Source organism: Chromobacterium sp. IRSSSOUMB001 (assembly GCF_023507765.1).
GTDB classification, from domain to species: Bacteria; Pseudomonadota; Gammaproteobacteria; order Burkholderiales; family Chromobacteriaceae; genus Chromobacterium; species Chromobacterium haemolyticum.
Window position 1 is genome coordinate 1 of the sequence record NZ_JALCYU010000020.1, and the last position, 15768, is coordinate 15768.

Consider the following 15768-nt stretch of genomic DNA (forward strand, 5'->3'; position numbering starts at 1 on the left):
GGCTTTATTGGAGATGTGGGCGTCCGGGAAGTGGACCAACCGCGATACCTGTGTGCGGCAGTGTTATCGCCTGGCGGGGTTCAAGAATATGGTCACTGCCCGTCAGGCGCTGGTGGGCGCGCCGGCGCCTTTAGTCGTCCGGAGCCAGCCCGCCCCATGGGTGAAGCTGTAGGCGATATCGGCAAGGCGAGTCCTCATCCGCGCAGCGAGTGCTATGGAGCGTCCTCGCTCACTGCCGGGCTTGTAGATGGCACAGGCTGCCATACAGCTCCAGCAGGCGGGCGTACTCCTTGGCGTCGTAGAACTGGCAGCCGCCGCGGCCAAACTCCTTGGCCACTTCCAGCGCAAATTTCACCGCCAGCGCGATATCGGTTTCATGGCTGGCGCCGGTGCCGCTGCCAGGCACGATGGTTTCGGCGCAGATGGCGACGCCGACGACGGGAGCCGCCGTCGCGGTGGCGGGTTGCAAGATGCTGTTCAAATGGTAGACGCCGTTGCCGTAAGGCGTGATGTCCTGGGTGGTGATGGGAAAGGTCACCGCCCGGCGGCCGCTGCTGCTTTCCATGATCCGCAGCAGGTCCTCGGCCACGCGCAGGATATAGCCTTCCTTGACGGTGGGGGAGATCGCATAGCCCTTGTGGTTGAGAATGCGGTTGCCCTTGCTGGTGTCTATCGACAGCACGGCGTCCGCTTCGGCCGCCACCTCGTAGCGGTTCATCGTGGCGTCGTCTACCGGCGCGTCCATGAAATCCACCGGCTGGCGCGGCAGGATGGGGGCGTCGGGACAGATATGAGTGGTGACGATCACATCGCCCGCCAGTTGATCTCCGTTGCGCCGCATCTGCGCCAGCTTCAGCGCGCAGGCGACGGCGGCGACGGCTCCGTCGCCATCGGACACCAGACCAATGCGGCCGGGGCGGGCGCCGATGCCGCCCAGGCGGCCGACGATGCCCAATGTGGGGGCGGTGCCGCCGACGCTTTTGCCCTGGGCGCCGGGGAGGTCGATGCGGACGAAGTCAGTGCCGCCCTTGGCGCCCTGGACGCGCGTGCTGACGGCGCGGACGCCGGGATCGGCGGCGAACAGTTCGACGATGTCCCGGCCGCCCACCTTGGCGCTATCCAGCAGCTCAAATGCTTGTAGGGTTTGTTGCAAGCTCATGCCATGTCTCCTTGTCTGGTGTCGCAGATATTCGCCGCCGGTGAGCGCGCGAGCCGGTCCTCAGCGTTTGCCGGGCGTGGTGAATAGGGAGCCGAAGAAGCTGGCGAGCGCGTCGCCGGCGATGAAGCCGGCGGCGATCACTTCCATCGGCGGTCGGGCTGCCTCCCCCCAGCGGCGGTGGATGAAGAGGCGCAAGGCGATGCCGAGCAGCACCGCCCAGCCCGCGGCCGCGCTGTTGATCAGCAGGCCGGTGGAGAGCAGCACGCCGAGTTGGCGGCGGGGGCCGCCCAGCCATTGGATGAGAGCGCCGGGAATAGCCCACAGGCCCAGGGAGTAGGCCAGGTTTGTCTGGCTGCCGGCGGCGATGGTCTTGGCGAACACCCGCGCGGCGGGCGGTAGCAGATCCTGGGCGAAATAGCCGGTGTGGACCAGCCAGACAACCGGGATGGCGATGATAAAGGCGGCCATGGCGGCGCACATCTGCACGCGCCGTCCATGCAGCTCCGCCGCCAGGTCCCGGCCGTGGCCGCGCAGGATGAAACCGGCTTTCAGGTCGAAGCCCATGTCGGCGAAGGCCGGACCGGTGGCGGCGGTGAAGCCGGTCAACAGGCAGAGCGCCAACGGGGGAAAACCGAGCAAGATGCCGATGATCAAGGTGATCAGCGCCACCGCGAATGCCGGAAACCAGCCGGAGTGCATGGCGGCGATGCCCACGATCAGTTCGTGGGCGAAGGCGGCGAATGCGGCGTAGAGCACGAACAGCAGCAGCATGGGCAGCGCCATCTCGCTCCACAGGCCGCCAGCCAGCGCCAGCAGCATGGAGATCAGCAGATAGCCGACGGCGCCCAGGCCCAAGGCGTGACGCACCTCGCGGTCCGGGGTGGCGGCGCGGCCGCTATCGGCCTGCTTGCCGCGGATCGCGCTGGCCACTTGGAATAAGGCGACCAGGCCGGCGCCCACCATTACGCCGTGCGGCAGGTAGTGGGCGTTGAGGTCGAGGCCGGCGATGGGTTCGGCGTAGGCGCGCAGCAGCAGGCCTAGGCCGAACATGCTCAGCGCCCAGATATTGCCGATGAAGGCGGTGCCAAAGGCCGCCATCGGTATGTTGAGCAGGGCGCCGACGATGCCGGTGCTCATGCCGGCCAGCAGCAGGCGCGCGTTGCGGCCGCCCCGGTCCCCGGCGAGGATGGCCTCGGCGGTGGCGGTGCCTATCGGCCAGGCGTTGCCGGCCGGGAAGACCCGGGTGTCGAACATGCGGTAGAGCAGATAGCCGTCCAACAGCATGGCGGCGGCCACGCCGCAGAACATAGGCAGGATCAGCTCGGGCATGCCCATGGCCCAAGGCACCGCGATGGGCATGAGCAGGCTGTTGGCGGCGCCGAAGGTGGCGGAGGAGATTACGGTCTGCGCCAGGTTCTGGGTATGAATGGAACGGTAAGGCCGGAATACGCGCCAGGGCAGCCGCGACAGCAGCATCGCCAGCAGCGCGCCAATGATGGAGGTGCTGGGCGTGATGCCCAGGGTGCTCAGCAACTGGATGCCGATGATGGCGCCCAGGATGGCGAGCGCAAGCAGCATGGCCAGGGTGGCGATGCCCGTGACCGGTTTGTCCTCTTGCATGGCGTGACCTCCTGATTGGCTTGCGGCGCGGCAGGCTGCGCTCTTTGAGAAAGTTAACTTGCAAACTAAAAGGGCGGCGTCAGCGGTGTCAAGCGGCCTTGGTCGGCCCGGCCTGAGCGCTGCCGGTGTTTTGCGGTGAGCAAAAATAGCGGCGCAAGATGCGCCGCTAGGCGGAATGGGGCTGGCCCATCGCTATCCGTGAAGCGGAGTTGAATCCAGCAAGGCTGGAGGGAGGTTTAGAGCCGCTAACAAAACCGCGCAGCCTATCTGAGCCAAGGCGCGCCGACGCAGGCAGTACTTGAGTACGACAAATCGACGCAATGCAGGATCAGGGGTTTTGTTAGCGGGTCTTAGTACGGCTTATTGGGCAGGAACTTGCCGTCCAGTGTAATCACCGCGCGCTCGCCGCCGTCCGGGTCTTCCACTTTGCGGATGTCCAGCTTGAAGTTGATGGCGCTGATGATGCCGTCGCCAAACTTCTCGTGCACCAGCGCCTTCAGCGTGGTGCCGTAGATCTGGATCATTTCATAGAAGCGGTAAATGGTGGGATCGGTGGGAATGCCGCCGGGAATGCTGCCGCGCAAGGGAATGGTTTGCAGCTGCAAGGCGTCGGCCGCGTTCAGGCCCAGCCGTTGGCAGACCAGCTCCGCGGCGGGTTTGGGCAGCGCATGCTGACCCAGCACGGCAGCGGTGACATAGGCCAGGCTGAGGCCGGTGTCGGCCGCCACTTGCTCCCAGCTCAGGTCTTTCAAGGCCTTGGCGGCGAGGGCGCGGGCAGTCAGTTCTATACGGAGATCCTGATTGATATTGGAGTGTTGCATGGGATGGTCCTTTCTTTGGGTTTGCGGGAGACGCGCCGCTTTCAGGCGGCGCGGGTCAGCGGAAAATCCGCTAGGGAAACAAAGCGCTGGCTGGCGTGGTCCAGGGCCAGGACGGCGCCGGTTTCGATGTCGTAGACCCAGCCGTGCAGGGTCAGCCGGCCCTGGCGCATCGCCAGCGCCACCGCTGGATGGGTTTTGAGATTGGCTAGTTGCGCGACGACGTTTTCCTTGACCATGTCGTCCAGCCGCTGGCGGGCGTTGTCGTGCCGGCGCGCCGCGTTGACCACTTTGGCGGAGTCGGCATGGCGCAACCAGCCGGCCACCGCTGGCAGATGGTCCAGGCAATGGCCGTTGGCGATCGCCGTCATCGCGCCGCAGTCGGAGTGGCCGCAGACCACGATGTCGGCGACGCCCAGCGCGGCCACCGCGTATTCCACCGAGGCGGTGACGCCGCCCGGTTCCGGCCCGTAGCAGGGAACGATGTTGCCGGCGTTGCGGATCACGAATAGCCCGCCGGGTTCTTGTTGCGTCAGCAGTTCCGGCACCACGCGGCTGTCCGAGCAGGTGATGAACAGTGCGCCGGGGGCCTGGCTGTCGGCCAGTTGGCGGAATAGCGCTGAACGCTGGGGATAGGCTTCCTGTTGGAATTTCAGAAAGCCGTCGATGAGGGCTTGCATGGCTTGCTCCTTGGCGGGGAAGGGATGTGCCAAGGATGAGGCTTTTTTTCTATAGGGTCCAAGACCGATATAGAATGATTTCCATAATTATTTCCTATAGTTTGGGCGCATGATTCTTCGACATATCCGTTACCTGCAGGCTGTCGTCGAGCACGGCAACTTCACCCGGGCAGCCGAAGCGCTGCATGTCTCGCAGCCCACGTTGTCGCAGCAGATCAAGCAATTGGAAGAGACGGTGGGCGCGCAGTTGCTGGACCGCGGCGGGCGGACGGTGCGGCCAACCGACGCCGGCGCCGCTTATTTGGAATACGCGCGCCGCGCGTTGCGCGAGTTGGAGGCGGCGCGGCGAGCCACCCGGGATGTCGGCGATTTGTCGCGCGGCAGTTTGCGGCTGGCGATGACGCCGACTTTCGCCAGTTACTTGTTGGGGCCGCTGGCGGCGCGGCTGCGCAGCCTCTACCCCGGCATAGAACTATGCGTGCTCGAGGCGACGCTGGATGCCATCGAGCTGGCCTTGCTGGAGGACGAGATCGACGCGGGTATCGCGTTCGATCAGGCGCGTTCGGCGGAGATAGATGCGCGGCCGCTGTTCAGCGAAACCCTGGCCGTGGTGGTGGGCGAGGGCCACCCATGGCGACGACAGGCGGAAGCGGTGGACGCCGAGGCTTTGGCGCAGACGCCCTGGGCGCTGTTGAGCGCGGATTTCGCCACCCGCGGCCATATCGATCGCTATTTCCGGGATCTGGGCCTAAAGCCGCGGATCGCGGCGCAGGCCAACAGCATCGGCGCGGTGATGGAAATCGTCCGCCACAGCGATTGCGCCACCATCCTGCCGAGGGCGATCACGCGGCGGCATCCGGAGCTGGGGGCAGTGGGATTGCAAACACCGTTGCCGGCGCGCACGGCGGCGGTTCTGACGCGCAAGGCCGCGTATCGCAGCGCCGCTTTGCGGGCGTTTCTGCCGGTGCTGGATGCTTTGGGAGAGGAGTTGGAAGCCGAGGACGGCGCGAGGCCGCCCGCGGCGGGAGCCGGCTGAGCGGCTCCCGGGAGAGGTTTAGGCTTGCTGGCCGGCCAGCTTGCCGCGCGCAGCGCTCTCGGCGGCTTCCATATTGGCTACCGCGTGGGCGTCATGCTCGGCGTCCAGATAACGCGTGCGCCAGCCGCTGTTGACGCCCCAGTAGTAAAAGGCCAGAGATACCACCGCCACCACCGCCATGTCGGGGCCGTAGGGCAACAGGCCGATGCCGCCGAAGTCCTGGCTGCCGATGTAGGACAGCAGCGCCATCGTCGGCAGGTAGAGCACCATCCACAGCGCGCCTTTCAGTTCGCGGCCAAACTCCGGCCAGCCGGCGCGGGCTTGATACCAGAAGTACACCGGCAAGGCGGCCACGATCAGGAAGATGATCTCGCCGGTCAGCGGCCAGCGCGCCCAGTACAGTACCAGGGACGCGCAGACGAAGGCGAACGGCGCGACCACGCCGAGGCCGGCCAGGCGCAGCGGGCGCGGCAGATCGGACGCGCAGCGGCGCAGCGCGGCCACGCTGATGGGGCCGGTCAGGTAGGAAATCACCGTGGCCACCGAGATCACCGCCGCCAGCGTGCCCCAGCCGCGGAAGAAGAACAGGAATACGAAGGAGATTGCCAGGTTGAACCACATCGCCGGACGCGGAATGTGATATAGCGGGTGGATGCGGCCGAAGATCTCCGGCATGGTGCCGTTGCGCTGCATGCCGTAGATCATGCGCGAGGTGGTGGCCATATAGGTGGCGCCGGTGCCGCTGGGGCTGACGAAGGCGTCGAAGTACAGCAGCAGCATCAGCCAGTTCAGGCCCAGCGCCATCGCCAGCTGGGCGAAGGGCGAGCTGAAGTTCAGACCCTGCCAGCCGTGGGCCAGGTCCGCCGGCGACAGCGCGCCGATGAAGGCCACTTGCAGCGCCACGTAGATCACCGCCGCCAGCAGGATGGAACCCACCACGCCGAAGGGCACGCTCTTGCCCGGGTTGCGGGCCTCGCCGGCCAGGTTGATCGGGCTTTGGAAGCCGTTGAAGCTGAACACGATGCCGCTGGTGGCCACCGCCGTCATCACGCTGGCCCAACCAAACGGCGCGAAGCCGCCCGGGGTGTCGCCGCCCAGGTTGCCGGGGTGGAAGCCGCTGTAGATCAGCGCGCCCACGGTCAGCGCCGGCACGATCACCTTGAAGATGGTGATGGCGCTATTGGCCTTGGCGAACAGGCGCACGCCCCAGTAGTTGAGCAGGAAGTAGACGATGACCAGCAGCGCGGCCAGCATCAGGCCGGGCGGGGTCAGTTCGCCGTTGGAAAACAGGTGTTGAGCCCAGGCGTAAGGCCAGGAGCTCATGTATTGCACCGAGGCTTCGGCCTCGATCGGGATCACCGACACGATGGCGATCCAGTTGGCCCAGCCGGCGATGAAGCCGAGCAGGGAGCCGTGGGAGTAGCGGGCGTAACGCACCATGCCGCCGCTTTCCGGGAACATGGCGCCCAGTTCCGCGTAGCTGAGGGCGATGGAGAGAATGATCACCATGCCGACTATCCAGGCGACGATGGCGGCTGGGCCGGCGATCTGGGCGGCGTGGGCGGCGCCGAACAGCCAGCCGGAGCCGATGATGGAGCCCAGGCCGGTCAGCATCAGGGCGACGGGGCCGATATGGCGGGAGTGTTGCTGTGTCAAAGGTATCTCCTGTCTGAAAACCCGACGGCCCGGTAGAGTCAGTCCCGGACGCGGCGGGCAAGCGATGGGGACAAGTTCCGGCCACGACGCGCTCGCCCGGCCGTCCGGGGCGGAGGGCATGGCATGGAGAATGACGGCGTGCTGGATGCGTCGGCGCGGAGGGCGCCGGCGAGCTTGTCCCGGATGCCGGGTGGGCCCGGTCTAATGTGCTCTTTTATAAGAGGGGGCTAATCTACCTTTGCTTTTCATTACGGTATGTAACGAAATGTACTCGCTAGCTTATTTCAAGCATGACAAAAGATTGAAAGTGGCGAGGAAATGGGTGATCTATTGCGTGTTTAGGCGAATGGCAAGGGTTTAAATTGAATAAATGCTCTAGGCGTGATCCGGCGGCAATTTTCTGCCTAATTGACGCCGGCGCGGCGGCTAAGCCGGTTGTTGCAGCAGCCGCCAATCGGTTGCCGCAGCGGAAGGCGCTGGCTCGGCGTCCGGCGCGTCGATGCGGAACCAACTCAGGGTCTGATTCAAATCCTGCGCCCCGGCGGCCAAGTGCTGCATCACCGGCGCGGCTTGCTGCATGTGCTGGTCGATGGCGGCGGCGAGGTGAGCCACCTCGTGACCGTGTTGGCGAATATCGCCGCCGGCGCGAGCCTGGGCGGCGCTGTGCTCGCGGATGTCGGCCATCAAGCGATTCAAGCGCTCCAGCCCCGTGTCCACTTGCAGCAGCGCCTGATCCAGCGCCTGTTGCGAGTCCAGCTTGTCGGCGCAGGCGTGGCCGGCTTGCTCCAGCGCGGCGTGCAGCGAGCCGGTGGCGCCCTCCACGCGGCCCAGCGCGTCGAAGATGCTGCCGGTGGCGGCGCGGGTGCGCTCCGACAGTTTGCGTACTTCGTCGGCCACCACGGCGAAGCCGCGGCCGCTTTCGCCTGCGCGCGCGGCCTCGATGGCGGCGTTGAGCGCCAGTAGATTGGTTTGCTCGGCCACGTCGCGGATCAGTCCGCTGACGCCGGCGATGTCGTCCAGGCTGAGTTGGAGCTGGCGCATTTCCGTTTGCGCGCATCCCATAGTGTCGGCAAGCGCCCGCATCGCCTCGGCGTTGAGCCGGCCCAGTTCGCGCGCGCGGCCGGTATCGTCCGCCGCTTGACGAGTGTGGGCGTCCGCCTGTTGCAGATGGCCGGCCACGGTTTGGGCGCTGTCGGCCACCGCGTGGGCCGCCTCGTTGCTGAGCTTGGCCTTGGCGCTTTGCTGGCGGCTGGCGTCGGCCACTTGCAAAGTCAGCAATTGCAGGCGCTGGCAGTCGCCGCCGCTACGGTGGGCGTCGGCTTCCACCTGCCGCAGCAAGTCGCTCAGCTTGTTCAGAAACTGATTCAGGCGGCCGGCGGTGGCGGCCAGCTCGTCGCGGCCCTGGGCCGGTAGCCGCACCGCCAGATTGCCTTCCCCCAGCGCGTCGGCTGAAGCGGCCATCGCCTGCAACTGCCGCTTCAGTCGCCGCGCCAGCGCCAACTGAATCGCCGCCACCACCAGGCTGGCCAGCGCCAGCGGCCCAAGCGTCAGCCAGGCCATGCCTTGCAGTGTGTCCTGCAATTGCGCGGTTTCCTGGGCCAGCCGCCCTTGTTCCTGTGCCTGTTGGCGGTCAAGCAAGGCCGCCAGCGGCTGCAGGCTTTGCTGCCAGGCTTGTTCCGGAATGGACAGCGCGTCCTGAGGCGCGGTCTCGGCAATGGCCAGCGCGCTGCTCAGATTGCGCTCGTAGTCCTGCCACAGCCGGCTCACTGCCTGACGAAAGGGTGCGGCTTCATTGGCGGGCAGGCCGGCGGCGATGTCGCCGGTCAGGCGCGCCACGGCCAGGCTGGTATCCCGCAGCCGCGCAGGACTGTCCGGCAGCAGCGGGTCCAGCCGCGACAGCTGCAACACGCCGGCTTTGAGTTGGTAGAGGCTGGCGCTCAATTGCTGACGCGCGCTGTGGCGGTCCACCGCGCGGGTCAGGCCGCTCAGTTGCTGTCCGGTGAGGATGAGAGCCAGCGCCAGGCTGGCGAGGGTGAAGAAGATGGTCAGCCACAGGCGTTTGGCCAAAGTCATGATGATGTCGTGCGTTGCGATACAGGAGAGTCGCAGTCTAGGCGCGCCGGATGACGGTAGAATGACGTGAAGATGAATTGTCCTGTAGGGAACCATATTGCCGCGACCATTCTTTGCCGACGCTGCGCGACGTTGCGGCTAAAATAGCCGGGTTTGTCATTTAACTTGGTTGTTGGCTTATGACTTTGCTATCCCCGGACCAGTTGGAACAGGAGCTGTGGGCGTCCACGGAACTGCTGCGCGAGCAAGTGGACCTGTACGACTACAAGAACCACGTGTTTGGCCTATTTGTGCTCAAGCGCCTGCACGATGTGTTTGTGGAGAGGGTTCAGGCGCGGGTGGCGGCCGAGGGCATGAGCCGCAAGCGCGCCGAGGGCGTGGTGCAGGAACAGTACGGCGTCTATCCGCAGCACGCGCGCTGGCCCGGCCTGCAAGAGCGCAAGAAAGGCATAGGCGAGGCGCTTGACAAGGCGGTGGCCGCCATCGAGGAACATCACCCGGCGCTGGCCGGCGTGCTCAGCGTTGCGCAATATCAGGGCCACAAGCGTTTGAGCGACGAGGTGCTGCACCCCTTGATGAACCATATCGGCGCGCTGAAGCTGGGCGACGCCGATCTGGAGGACCCGTCCCGTCTGGGCGAGGTCTGCGAAGGGCTGGTGCGCCGCTACGCGGCGGAGTCAGGCAAGCGCGGCGGCGCCTTTTCCACGCCGGCGCCGGTCAGCCAGTTGCTGCTGCGGCTGGCGGAGCTTCAGCCTGGCCAGAGCCTGTACGACCCCAGCTGCGGCGCGGCCGGCACCTTGCTTGACGCCTGGCGCATGATGGGCGCGCGGCCGGGCGGCCGCTTGCCGGACGGCCGGGTTGCGCTGGAGTTGTTCGGCCAGGAAAAACTGCCGGCCACTTGGGCGATGGCCAAGCTGTGCGCTTATTTCCACGGCGTGGAGATGAGTCTGGAATTGGGGGACACCCTGGTGGAGCCCAAGCACCTGACCCCGGAAGGCTGGCTGCCTCGCTTCGACCGCATCGTGGCGCAGCTGCCGTTCACGGTGAAAAACTGGTGGACGCCGCTGGAGGCCGAGGTGGTGGAACCGCCGCCCGCCGACGGCAAGAAGCGCCGCCGCAAGCGTCCGGCCGAGCCCAATTACAAGAAGCTGACGGACGAGCATAAGCGCTTTGGCTATGGCATTCCGCCGCGCAGCTTCGGCGATTACGCCTTCGTTCAGCACGTATTGGCCACCTTGAAAGAGGATGGCCGCGCCGCGCTGGTGATGCCGCACGACGTGCTGTTCCGCGACGGCGACGAGGGCCGCATCCGCAACGGCCTGCTGTTTGGCAGCCAAGGCCAGTCCGGCGATCGCATCGAGGGAGTGATCGCCTTGCCGCCGGCCTTGTTCTACGGTTCCGGCATGCCCACCTGCGTGGTGGTGTTGAACAAGAACAAACCGGCGGGCCTGCGCAACAAGGTGATTATTGTCGACGCCAGCAAGGAATTCGGCCGCGGCCGGGTGCAGAACACGCTGCGGCAAGAGGACATCGAGCATATTCTACACGCCTACCGCGCCGCGGTGGAGCAGGAGACGGAGGAGCCGGACTATCTGCGCCTGGTGGGGCTGCGCGAGATCAAGCAAGGCCACCGGGGCAATTTGAACGTACAGCGTTACTTCGCCCAGGATGAGGCGGCCGAGATCGTGGACCCCGAGGCTTTGGCCACTGAGCTGGCCGCCTTGCAAGAGCAGGAACAGGCGCTGGACTCGCGGTTGGCGGCCTTCTTCACGGAAGAGCAGGGCTGGCGCGTGGAGGAGGGTGAACTGGAGGGGTGCCTGGCCTTGACGGATGAAAAGCTGGAGTTGCTGTCTTGCCAGTTCGCCGCCAAGCGCAAGCTGCGTCCTAGCGGCATCCAGGCTTTGCTCAACCGCGGCTACGGCACCCGGCGCATGGGCAAGTGGAGTCCGCATCAATCGTTCAAACCGAGTCCGTTGGGGGTGATTCCCGGCAACTGGGAAGTGTGCAAATTGGGAGAGCTGGCCGCGCCGCTGGAGGCCACCGCCGAGGGCGAACTGTTGGAAGTCACCGAGGGCGGCGGCTGGCGCCGTGCAGGAGAGGGCTTGGGCACGGCGCTGCCGCCCAACGCTTTCGCCTTCGATCCGGCGCGTTTGTATCAGGGCGCGCTGGCGCGCAACGCCGACGACGCTCCGGTGCTGACCACGGCGGACCAGAGGGCTTTCGCGCTGGACGAGGCCCGGATCTCGCCGGCTTTCCTGGAGTGCTACCGGCAGTCGGAAGGGTGGCGCTTTTGTCTGGAGCGGCTGGGCGCGGCGGTGGAGGGGGCCGAGTTCGGCTTCGAGGCGCTGGCGGAAATCCCGCTGCCCGTGCCGCCGTTGAGCGAGCAACGCAAGCTAGTGGAGGAATTGACGCGCCAGGACGAGGCCTTGCACGCTCTGCAACAGCGCCTGCTGCAATGGCAGGCGCGACGCGGCGCGTTGTTGGCGCGCTTTTCGTCGGAAGACTAAAGGCCCGCCGGCCGCCGTTGCGACGGCGGCTTATTTTTGCCAGTAGGTTTTGACGTTGACGAACTCGTACAGGCCGAACTCGGACAGCTCGCGGCCATAGCCGGAGGATTTGACGCCGCCGAAAGGCAGGCGCAAGTCCGAGCTGGTGTGGCGGTTGATGAACACGCTGCCGGCTTCGATCTGGCGCGCCAGCGCCCAGGCGCGTTCCTTGTCCGCGCTGTAAATGCTGGCCCCCAGGCCGAATGGAGTGTCGTTGGCAAGCCGCAACGCGTCGGCCTCGTCGCGCGCGCGCAAAATGCCGGCCACCGGGCCAAACACTTCCTCGTGGTAAACGCGGCAATCCGGGTTGACCCGGTCCAGCACCGTGGCCGGGTAGAAGAAGCCGGGGCTGGCCGGCATCTGCCCGCCCAGCCGCAGCTCGGCGCCGTGTGCAACGGCGTCCAGCACTTGGGCGTGCAGCGCTTCGCGCAGATCGGCGCGGGTCAGCGGCGACAAGGTGGTGGCGGGGTGGCGCGGGTCGCCGGCGCGCAGTTTGGTGGCTTCGGCGCAGAAGGCGTCAATGAACGCTTCGGCGATTTCCGGCACCACGATCATGCGCTTGGCCGCATTGCAGCTCTGGCCCGCGTCGCGGAAGCGGGAGTTGGCCGCGTCCTGAGCCGCGGCGGCGACGTCGGCGTCGGCCAGCACGATGAAGGGGTTGCTGCCGCCCAACTCCAGCACGGTCTTTTTCAGGTGGCGACCGGCTAGCGCCGCGATGGCGCGCCCGGTTTGAGTGGAGCCGGTGAAGGCCACCGCGTCGCACTGGCGGATGGCCTCTTCCACTTGATCATGATCTATCCAGGCCACGTCCAGCACGCTCAGGCCCGAGGCGCGCGCCAACTCCAGCAGACGCTGGGTGGATTGCGGAACCGACGGCGCCGGCTTGACTAGGCAGGCGTTGCCGGCCATCAGCGCCGGCACCGCGAAGCGCAGCACCTGCCAGATCGGATAATTCCACGGCATCACCGCCAGCACGGTGCCCAGCGGTTCGAAAGCCACGCCGCTGCGGCTGGCCTGGGTAGGGATTTCCAGCGAGGCCAGCAACTCCGGCGCCAGCTGGGCGTAGTAGCGGATCAACTGGGCGGATTTGTCGATTTCCGCCAGGCATTCGGCGGTGCGTTTGCCCACCTCCAGCGTGACCAGGCCGGCCAGTTCTTCGCGATGGGCCTGCAGTTGATCGGCCAGGCGAAGCAGTTGTCCGGCGCGTTCGGCCACGGTCAGCTCGCGCCACAGGCGCTGCGCCTCGCGCAGTTGGGCGAGAGCGACGGACAGTTGGGTTTCCGGCCAGGCGGCGCGGGTGTAGACGACTTCTCCTGTGGCGGGGTTGCAGCTGGTAAAGGCGGTCATGACGTGCTGTATTGGTATGCAAGCAAAGACACAATGTAGCAAAAATCCCCGGACCCGGGGGTGAGCGTCGTCAATTCCGCGGCGATTTGCTTGTTATATTTCTAATTTGAATAAATGGTTAAATTTATAGTTCTTTAGGTTTTATGTGACTTGCTTATAGACTGGTTTGCAATCGCCAAGCAGTGGCGTTGACGGATGGCGGGATTCAGAGGCAAGGCATGATTGAAATAGAGAATTTATACAAACATTACCGGGTGGACGGGCGCGAAGTGCCGGCCTTGGCTGACGTCAGCCTGAAGGTGGCCAAGGGCGAGGTGTTCGGCATCATCGGCCGTTCCGGCGCGGGCAAGAGCACCTTGGTGCGTTGCTTGAACCTGCTGGAGCGCCCGGACCGCGGCGCGGTGCGCTTGGGCGACACGGATCTGACCGCGCTGGACAGCCGGCAATTGCAACTGCGCCGCCAGCGCATCGGCATGGTGTTTCAGCATTTCAATTTGCTGAAGTCGCGCACCGTGGCCGGCAATGTGCGCTTTCCGCTGGAATTGGCCGGCGGCGTGTCCGCGGCCGATATGGACGCCCGCGTCGAAGAGCTGCTCACCTTGGTGGGACTGTCCGGGCATCGCGACAAATACCCGGCGCAATTGTCCGGCGGCCAGAAGCAGCGCGTCGGCATCGCCCGCGCGCTGGCCAATCATCCGGAATTGTTGCTGTGCGACGAGGCGACCTCGGCGTTGGACCCTGAAACCACGGACTCCATTCTGACCTTGCTGGCCGACATCAACCGCCAGCTTGGCCTGACCATTGTGTTGATCACCCATGAGATGCGCGTGATCCGCCAATTGTGTGATCAGGTGGCGGTGCTGGACCACGGCCGCGTGGTGGAGCAGGGGCCGGTGCTGGACGTGTTCCTGCACCCGCGGCACGAGGTGACCCGCGGGCTATTGGCGGAAACCGGCTTGTATCACGAAGAAGCGCGCCAGACCTGGCAGCAGCGCGTGGGCGCGCCGCTGATCAAGCTGACTTTCGTTGGCGATCCCACCTTGCAGCCGGTGTTGGATGTGGTGGGCAAGGAAGCGGGCGCCCGCTTCAACCTGGTCAGCGGCACGCTGTCCGAGATCAAGGGCACGCCGTTTGGCCAATTGGTGGCCGGCGTGATCGAGTCGAAGGCTCCGCTGGAGAGCCTGCCTGAATTATTCGCCAGTCATGGCGTGCGTTGCGAGGTGCTGTGATGGAAGGTTTCGACTGGACCCAATTATTGAGCATGGACTGGCTGGAAATAGGCCAGGCCACGTTGGACACGCTGACCATGCTGGGCGCCTCGTTGCTGTTCACTGTGCTGTTCGGCCTGCCGCTGGGCGTGGTGCTGTACGTTAGCTCGCCGGGTCAATTGCTGTCGCGGCCGCGCTTGTACGCCACGCTGTCTTTCCTGGTCAATGTGTTCCGCTCCTTGCCCTTCGTGATTTTGCTGATCGTGATGATCCCGCTGACGCTGAAGCTGGTGGGTACTTCGATAGGTGTGGCGGGCGCGATTCCGCCGCTGGTGGCCGGTGCTTCGCCCTTTTTCGCTCGACTGGTGGAAAACGTGCTGCGCGAAGTGGACCGGGGGGTGATCGAGGCCAGCCAGTCCATGGGCGCCAGCCTAGGCCAGATCGTGCGCCATGTACTGCTGCCGGAGGCCTTGCCGGGCCTGGTGGGCGCGGCGACGGTGACCACGGTGGCGCTGGTGTCCTACACCGCGATGTCCGGCGTCATCGGCGGCGGCGGCCTGGGAGATTTGGCGGTTCGCTACGGCTATCAGCGTTTTCAGACCGAGGTGATGGTGGTGACCGTGGTGTTGCTGCTGTTGCTGGTGCAGTTGATCCAGAGTTTCGGCGACCGGCTAGTGCTGCGCTGTCAACGCGGCTGAGCGCAGCGCGCATCGGCCGCCATCGGAAACTCGAACAGATTTGAATCCAAAACCTGTATTGAATAGAGGAAAACGCATCATGAAAAAGAATATCGCTCGCTTCGCCTTTACCGCCGTGACCGCACTGTGGGGCGCTCAGACGCTGGCCGCAGACCTGGTGACCGTCACCGTGGCGGCGTCCCCGGTGCCGCACGCGGAAATCCTGGAAGCGTTGAAGCCGACCCTGGCCAAGCAAGGGGTCAAGCTGGAGGTGAAGGTGTTCAACGACTACGTGCAGCCCAATCTGCAAGTGTCCGAGAAGCGGTTGGACGCCAACTTCTTCCAGCACATTCCCTATCTGGACAAGTTCAACAAGGATCGCGGCACCAAGCTGGTAGTGGCCAGCAAGCCGGTGCATATCGAACCGTTTGGCGCTTACTCCAGCAAGTTCAAGAAAGTGGCGGACCTGCCCAAGGGCGCGACCGTGGCCATTCCCAACGACCCGACCAACGCCGGCCGCGCCTTGCTGCTGCTGGACCAGGGCGGCGTGATCAAGTTGAAGGACCGCAATAATCTGTACCCGACGGTGAAAGACATCGCGTCCAACGCTAAACAGGTGAAGATCAAGGAACTGGAAGCCGCCACGTTGCCGCGCGTGCTGCCGCAGGTGGACTTGGCGCTGATCAACGCCAACTACGCGCTGGAAGCCAAGCTCAATCCCAAGCGCGACGCGTTGTTCATCGAGACCACTTCGCCGTACGCCAACCTGCTGGTGACGCGCGCCGACAACAAGGACAGCGTGGGCGTGAAGAAGCTGGCCGCCGCGCTGGCCAGCCCGGAAGCGCGCAAATTCATCGAGAGCAAGTACCAAGGCGCGGTGATCCCGGCGTTCTGAACTTCTTGTTTAGGCGCCCGGTATCTCTGGGTTTGAACGACAAAGCCCCGCTC

At 65.2% G+C, this 15768-nt stretch carries 12 protein-coding genes; 5 read left to right on the forward strand and 7 right to left on the reverse strand.

Annotated features, from left to right (window positions below; all coding sequences use genetic code 11):
- Window positions 1–229: 229 nt before the first annotated feature.
- The 4 genes from MOV80_RS20935 to MOV80_RS20950 form a co-directional block, all read right to left on the reverse strand.
- On the reverse strand, window positions 230–1159 hold the full coding sequence (locus MOV80_RS20935) for a DUF1177 domain-containing protein (protein WP_019104606.1): 930 nt from the start codon (window positions 1157–1159) through the stop codon (window positions 230–232).
- 60 nt (window positions 1160–1219) lie between these two features.
- Complete coding sequence (locus tag MOV80_RS20940; protein WP_019104605.1) at window positions 1220–2779, reverse strand: OPT/YSL family transporter; 1560 nt, start codon at window positions 2777–2779, stop codon at window positions 1220–1222.
- Between the two features lie 350 nt (window positions 2780–3129).
- Window positions 3130–3600 (reverse strand): cyanase, encoded by a 471-nt coding sequence (cynS, locus tag MOV80_RS20945; protein WP_043594065.1) that lies wholly within the window; start codon window positions 3598–3600, stop codon window positions 3130–3132.
- 41 nt (window positions 3601–3641) lie between these two features.
- Window positions 3642–4277 carry a carbonic anhydrase gene (locus MOV80_RS20950; RefSeq protein ID WP_200123120.1) on the reverse strand — a complete coding sequence of 212 codons (636 nt, stop codon included), beginning with the start codon at window positions 4275–4277 and terminating at the stop codon, window positions 3642–3644.
- 109 nt (window positions 4278–4386) lie between these two features.
- On the opposite strand from MOV80_RS20950, the gene cynR reads away from it, so the two are divergent.
- Complete coding sequence (gene cynR, locus MOV80_RS20955) at window positions 4387–5313, forward strand: transcriptional regulator CynR (protein WP_249605455.1); 927 nt, start codon at window positions 4387–4389, stop codon at window positions 5311–5313.
- An 18-nt stretch (window positions 5314–5331) separates the two neighbouring features.
- Here cynR and MOV80_RS20960 read toward each other — a convergent pair whose 3' ends face one another.
- Both MOV80_RS20960 and MOV80_RS20965 read right to left on the reverse strand, forming a co-directional pair.
- Window positions 5332–6969, reverse strand: coding sequence for an APC family permease (locus MOV80_RS20960; RefSeq protein WP_043594059.1), 1638 nt, complete (start codon window positions 6967–6969; stop codon window positions 5332–5334).
- Between the two features lie 426 nt (window positions 6970–7395).
- Complete coding sequence (locus tag MOV80_RS20965; protein WP_249605456.1) at window positions 7396–9042, reverse strand: methyl-accepting chemotaxis protein; 1647 nt, start codon at window positions 9040–9042, stop codon at window positions 7396–7398.
- A gap of 179 nt (window positions 9043–9221) precedes the next feature.
- Between MOV80_RS20965 and MOV80_RS20970 the strand changes: the two genes are divergently transcribed.
- Window positions 9222–11549: an N-6 DNA methylase gene (locus MOV80_RS20970; protein WP_052052274.1), complete on the forward strand. Its 2328-nt coding sequence runs from the start codon at window positions 9222–9224 to the stop codon at window positions 11547–11549.
- Between the two features lie 30 nt (window positions 11550–11579).
- Here MOV80_RS20970 and MOV80_RS20975 read toward each other — a convergent pair whose 3' ends face one another.
- Window positions 11580–12935 carry an aldehyde dehydrogenase family protein gene (locus MOV80_RS20975; RefSeq protein ID WP_107732927.1) on the reverse strand — a complete coding sequence of 452 codons (1356 nt, stop codon included), beginning with the start codon at window positions 12933–12935 and terminating at the stop codon, window positions 11580–11582.
- Window positions 12936–13153: 218 nt separating this feature from the next.
- Between MOV80_RS20975 and MOV80_RS20980 the strand changes: the two genes are divergently transcribed.
- From MOV80_RS20980 to MOV80_RS20990, 3 genes are all read left to right on the forward strand, one after another.
- The gene (locus MOV80_RS20980) at window positions 13154–14164 is read left to right on the forward strand and encodes an ATP-binding cassette domain-containing protein (protein WP_019104598.1); all 1011 of its coding nucleotides are present in this window, start codon (window positions 13154–13156) and stop codon (window positions 14162–14164) included.
- The gene (locus MOV80_RS20985; protein WP_019104597.1) at window positions 14164–14841 is read left to right on the forward strand and encodes a methionine ABC transporter permease; all 678 of its coding nucleotides are present in this window, start codon (window positions 14164–14166) and stop codon (window positions 14839–14841) included. Before MOV80_RS20980 ends, MOV80_RS20985 begins: the two co-directional genes overlap by 1 nt.
- A gap of 79 nt (window positions 14842–14920) precedes the next feature.
- Entirely contained in the window at window positions 14921–15715 is a 795-nt protein-coding gene (locus MOV80_RS20990) for a MetQ/NlpA family ABC transporter substrate-binding protein (RefSeq protein WP_019104596.1), read from the forward strand.
- Window positions 15716–15768 lie beyond the last annotated feature (53 nt).

Coding starts and splice junctions, on each gene's coding strand:
- cynS (WP_043594065.1), bottom strand. CDS start 3,600: ATGCAACACTCCAATATCAATCAGGATCTCCGTATAGAACTGACTGCC.
- MOV80_RS20970 (WP_052052274.1), top strand. CDS start 9,222: ATGACTTTGCTATCCCCGGACCAGTTGGAACAGGAGCTGTGGGCGTCC.
- MOV80_RS20950 (WP_200123120.1), bottom strand. CDS start 4,277: ATGCAAGCCCTCATCGACGGCTTTCTGAAATTCCAACAGGAAGCCTAT.
- MOV80_RS20935 (WP_019104606.1), bottom strand. CDS start 1,159: ATGAGCTTGCAACAAACCCTACAAGCATTTGAGCTGCTGGATAGCGCC.
- MOV80_RS20990 (WP_019104596.1), top strand. CDS start 14,921: ATGAAAAAGAATATCGCTCGCTTCGCCTTTACCGCCGTGACCGCACTG.
- MOV80_RS20940 (WP_019104605.1), bottom strand. CDS start 2,779: ATGCAAGAGGACAAACCGGTCACGGGCATCGCCACCCTGGCCATGCTG.
- MOV80_RS20965 (WP_249605456.1), bottom strand. CDS start 9,042: ATGACTTTGGCCAAACGCCTGTGGCTGACCATCTTCTTCACCCTCGCC.
- cynR (WP_249605455.1), top strand. CDS start 4,387: ATGATTCTTCGACATATCCGTTACCTGCAGGCTGTCGTCGAGCACGGC.
- MOV80_RS20980 (WP_019104598.1), top strand. CDS start 13,154: ATGATTGAAATAGAGAATTTATACAAACATTACCGGGTGGACGGGCGC.
- MOV80_RS20985 (WP_019104597.1), top strand. CDS start 14,164: ATGGAAGGTTTCGACTGGACCCAATTATTGAGCATGGACTGGCTGGAA.
- MOV80_RS20975 (WP_107732927.1), bottom strand. CDS start 12,935: ATGACCGCCTTTACCAGCTGCAACCCCGCCACAGGAGAAGTCGTCTAC.